Below are 4,593 nucleotides of genomic sequence, written 5' to 3' on the forward strand. Positions count from 1 at the left end.
GACGGCGCCCACGGTCACGACGCCCGACCCGCGCCCCGAAACAACGCCCGCCCCCGGTCCTGCACCGCCCACGCGGTGATCCGCCACAACGCCTCAGCCACGATCAACGGGCTCATCTTGCTGCTGCCGTGTTCCCGCTCGGCGAACGTGATCGGCACCTCGACGATCCGCATACCCGCCCGGTGCGCCAGACGCGACAGCTCCACCTGGAACGAGTAGCCCTGCGAACACACCGACGCCAGGTCCATCGCGTCCAACGCGTCCCGCCGGTAGACGCGGTACCCGCCGGTGGCGTCGGAGACCGGCATGCCCAGCGCCAGGCGCGCGTACAGGTTGCCGCACCGGGACAACGCCAACCGCCGCACCGGCCAGTTCACCACGCGCGCGCCCCGGGTCCACCGGGAGCCGATCACCACGTCGGCGCCGCGGGCGGCGTCCAGCAACGCCGGCAGGTCCTCGGGGGCGTGCGAGCCGTCGGCGTCCATCTCCACCACCGCGTCGTAGCCGCGTTCCCGCGCCCACGCGAAACCGGCCAGGTAGGCCGCCCCGAGGCCCTCCTTGCCCTCCCGGTGCAGCACGTGCACCTGCGCGTCGGTGTCGGCGAGCGCGTCCGCGATCACCCCGGTGCCGTCGGGACTGTTGTCGTCGGCGACGAGCACCTCCACCTCGGGGGTCTCCCGGCGTACGCGGCCCACGATGTCGCTGACGTTGTCGGCCTCGTTGTAGGTGGGGATCACCACCAACACCCGGCCGACGCCGTCGACGCCCGCGCGGCGGCTCCGGTCGGTCGCCTCGTCCACGGTCCCCCCTCCGTCCACGCCGGCGTACCGGCTGCGCCTACCCGGGCCCGACGCGCCGCCGGCGGCGTAGCACCGCCGCGCCGGCCAGGGCGGCCACGGCCAGCCCGGCCAGCACCACCTCCGGCCACAAACCCACCCGGGTGGCCGGCGTACGCCCGTCGGCCAGGCGCAGTTGCCGCACCACCACCTCACGGGTGTTGAACCCGGTGGCGTCGCTTACCCGCCCGTCGGGGGCGACGAACCCGGACACCCCGACCGTGGAGGCCATCAACGCCGGGCGGCCGTGCTCCACCGCCCGCAGGCGCACCATGGCCAGCTGCTGGCGGGCCTCCGCCACGTCGAAGGTGGCGTTGTTGGTCTGCACCACGAGCAACTGCGCGCCCCCGGTGACGGTGTCCCGGACCACCTCGTCGTACGCCACCTCGAAGCAGATCACGTCGCCGAGCAGCACCGGCCCGGCACGCACCACGCCCGGGGTACGTCCGGCCACGAAGTCGGCCCGCACCCGGTCGACCTGCTTGCTGACCATCCGGGCGATGTCGCGCAGCGGCACGTACTCGGCGAACGGCACCGGGTGCCGCTTGACGTACAGCTGCTCCAGGTCGGGGCCGCTGCCGGGCCGCCACAGGATGCCGGCGTTGCGGACCTGCCCGGCGTCGGGGCCGAGCAGCACCGCGCCGACGAGGATCGGCGCGCCGATCGTGTCGGCGGCCTGCGAGATCCGCGCCCCGGCGCTCGGGTTGCGCAGCGGGTCGATGTCGCTGGCGTTCTCCGGCCAGACCACCAGGTCGGGGCGGGGCTGCGCACCGGCGGCGACCCGGCCGGCCAACTCCAGGGTCGCGTCGACGTGGTTGTTGAGCACCGCCTGCCGCTGGGCGTTGAAGTCCAGGCCCAGGCGCGGCACGTTGCCCTGCACGATCGCCACGGTGACCGTCGCGCCGCCGCCGGCGCGTCCCACCGGCACCAGCAGACCCGCCGCGCACAGCAGCACCGCCCCGGCGGTCAGCCCGGCCACCGGCAGCCACCACCGGGCCCGCCGCCACCCGTCGACGCTCCACCGTCGCCACCCGGCGGCCAGCAGCAGCCCACCGGCCGTGGCGACGGCGAACGTCACCAGCGGGGCGCCGCCGAGCGCGGCCAGCCGCAGCAGCGGCGAGTCGTCCTGGCTGAACGCCAGCCGACCCCACGGAAACCCGCCGAACGGGGTACGGTCCCGCAGCGCCTCCTGCCCCACCCACAACACGCCCGTCAGCGGGGCCCAGCACCAGCGGGCCCGGTCGACCAGCGGCGACACCCAGGCGGTGGCGGCGCCGAGCAGCGCCAGATAGGCGGCCTGCAGCAACGACAGCAGCACCCAGGGCAGCAGGCCGGTGTGCAGGTTCGTCCACGCCAGCAGCGGCGCGAACAACGCCACCCCGGTCAGGAAACCCAGTCCGGCGCCGGCCCGCAGCCGCCGCCGGTGCGTCGCGGCGGCCAGCAACGCCACCCCGACCGGCGCCAGCGGCCACACCCCGTACGGGGGGAACGCCGCCAGCAACGCCAGCCCCGCCGCGACCGCCGCCGGCGCCGCGACCGCGAGCGGCAGCGGACGCGGGACGGCGTCCGGGCGCGGCTGCGCCGCGTCGGTTCGCTTCTCGTCCGGGTCGACGGTCGTCACGGGCGCCTCAGCACGATCACGGTGCTGAAGGCTACCCGGCGCGACGGCCGGTCACGAACGGCGGCGGGCCACGAGAACGGCGTCGTGGATGGTGATCTCCCGTCCCTGCGGGTCCACGGCCGTACGGGGCCGCGCCTCGGCCCGCACGTCCCACACGGCCGGGTCCAGACCCGTCGCGAGTTCCTGCGGGGTGTACATCATCTCCGGCAGGTGCATCCGGTGGACGCTGGTGCGCAGGTCCCACGGGTGGTGCCCGACGATCAGCAGGGTGCCGCCGACGGCGACGGCGCCGGCCAGCCGGGCGAACAGAACGTCGCGTTCCTCGCCGGGCAGGTGCATGAACTGGGCACTCACCAGGTCGTAGGAGGCCTCGACGGGAGGCTGCTCCCGCACGTCGGCGTGGACCCAATCGACGCGGTCGGCGACCCCGGCGTCGTCGGCGTGCGCCGCGGCCCGCTGCAGCGCGGTGCGGGAGATGTCCACGGCGGTGACCCGCCAGCCCCGCCGGGCGAGCCACACCGCGTCGGCGCCCTCACCGCTGCCCACGTCCAGCGCCCGGCCGGGGGCCAGGTCACTGGCCTCGGCCACCAGCTGCGGGTTGGGTCGTCCGCTCCACACCGCCGGCCGGGACGTGTACCGCTGCTCCCACGCCTGCTCGGTGAACATGGTGGCGACGCGGTGCCGGCGTTCGCGTACCGCCTCGCGGGTCTCCTCGGCCACCAGGTCGGCGTTGATCGCCGCGGCGGCGGTCAGGCCGGCGGCCGCCGCGCTGATCACCTGGGCGCGGACGTCGGCGACGTTGCCGGCCACCCACACCCCCGCGGCCGCGGTGGCGCCGGACGGGTCGGCGGGGATCTGGGTGCCGAACACGTGCCCGCCCAGCTCCACCTCGACGGGGGCGAGGCCGAGGTCGGCGAGCAGGCCGGCGCGGGCGGTGAACCGGGGCGCCACCACCAGCGCGTCGAGGTCGACGACGCCGCCGTCGGCCAGCCGTACCCCGGTGAGGGTGTCACCGGCCACCACGAGCTCGGCGACGGGGCCGTCCACGACGGTGATCTCCCGGGCGGCGAGCTCTTCCAGCTCGTCGGCGTTCGGCGGCGGGGCGTCGTGGACCAGCAGCAGCACGTGCGGGCTCCACTGCCGCCACAGCTGCGCCTGCTGCACGCCGGTCGGGCCGGTGGCGAGCACCCCGATCCGCCGGTCGCGGACCTCCCATCCGTGGCAGTACGGGCAGTGCAGCACGTCCCGGCCCCACCGCCGCGCCAGGCCGGGCACCTCGGGCAGCTCGTCGACCAGCCCGGTGGTGACCAGCAGCCGCCGCGCCCGCAGCACGCTCGCGTCGGCGAGGGTGAGGCTGAACCCGCCGTCGTCGCGGGCCGCGGTCCGTACCCGGCCGGTGACGATCTGCCCGCCGTAGCCGGTGACCTCGGCCCGCCCGGCGGCGAGCAGCTCCCCCGGCGGGGTGCCCTCCCGGGTCAGGTAGTTGTGCACACCTCCGGCGGGGGCGTTGCGCGGCTCACCGGCGTCCACCACGAGCACCGAACGGCGGGCCCGCGCCAGGGCGAGCGCCCCGGCGAGTCCGGCGGCGCCGCCGCCGACCACCACCACGTCGTACCTGTCGCCCACCTGGCACCTCCCGGTCGTGTTCCGCTCGCCGTCCACGCTGCACCCACCACCGCCACAACGACAAGCAATCTTGCTGTTATGGCAAACAAGGAGGTGGTGCGCCGTGTCAGACGGAACATCGGCACGTGCCAGCCGGTCCCCACGCCGCCGACCCCACCGCGAGGGATGCCCGGGCATGAAAATCGGGGCGCGGCCAACGCCGCGCCCCGATGCTCCCAGGCCCTTCCCGGCCGGTGGGGCGAGAATGCGGCACGCCGACCTTCGGACCGACCAGACGCGGACTGGCTGTCCCCGCCGGGCCGTTGTCTACTGGCCGTGCGCCTCACTCCGCCCGTACACCGGTTACCGCGGCCGGTTCGCGCCGCCCCGCCGACCCCCGCCCGCTGGACCTGGCCGCCGCGACGAAGAACGTGTCGCTCGGCCAGCGGACGAAGGGACGAAGCGAACAACAGCCGCTTCCCGTAGTAGGACTCAAAGACGGTACGTGCTGCCCCCCAGGCCCTGTCAACC

General features: G+C 75.4%; 3 protein-coding genes. All 3 read right to left on the reverse strand.

Features of this window, described 5'->3' with window-relative positions:
* Positions 1-14: 14 nt before the first annotated feature.
* The 3 genes from E1211_RS30830 to E1211_RS30840 all read right to left on the reverse strand — a co-directional run bounded on the left by E1211_RS30830 (position 15) and on the right by E1211_RS30840 (position 4,083).
* On the reverse strand, positions 15-800 hold the full coding sequence (locus E1211_RS30830; protein WP_132353555.1) for a polyprenol monophosphomannose synthase: 786 nt from the start codon (positions 798-800) through the stop codon (positions 15-17).
* A gap of 37 nt (positions 801-837) precedes the next feature.
* Positions 838-2,385, reverse strand: a complete 1,548-nt coding sequence (lnt, locus tag E1211_RS30835) for an apolipoprotein N-acyltransferase (protein ID WP_243709784.1) — start codon at positions 2,383-2,385, stop codon at positions 838-840.
* Positions 2,386-2,508: 123 nt separating this feature from the next.
* Positions 2,509-4,083 carry a bifunctional NAD(P)/FAD-dependent oxidoreductase/class I SAM-dependent methyltransferase gene (locus E1211_RS30840; protein ID WP_243709783.1) on the reverse strand — a complete coding sequence of 525 codons (1,575 nt, stop codon included), beginning with the start codon at positions 4,081-4,083 and terminating at the stop codon, positions 2,509-2,511.
* Positions 4,084-4,593 lie beyond the last annotated feature (510 nt).

It is taken from the genome of Micromonospora sp. 15K316 (assembly GCF_004348525.1).
In the GTDB taxonomy this organism is placed as follows: Bacteria; Actinomycetota; Actinomycetes; order Mycobacteriales; family Micromonosporaceae; genus Micromonospora.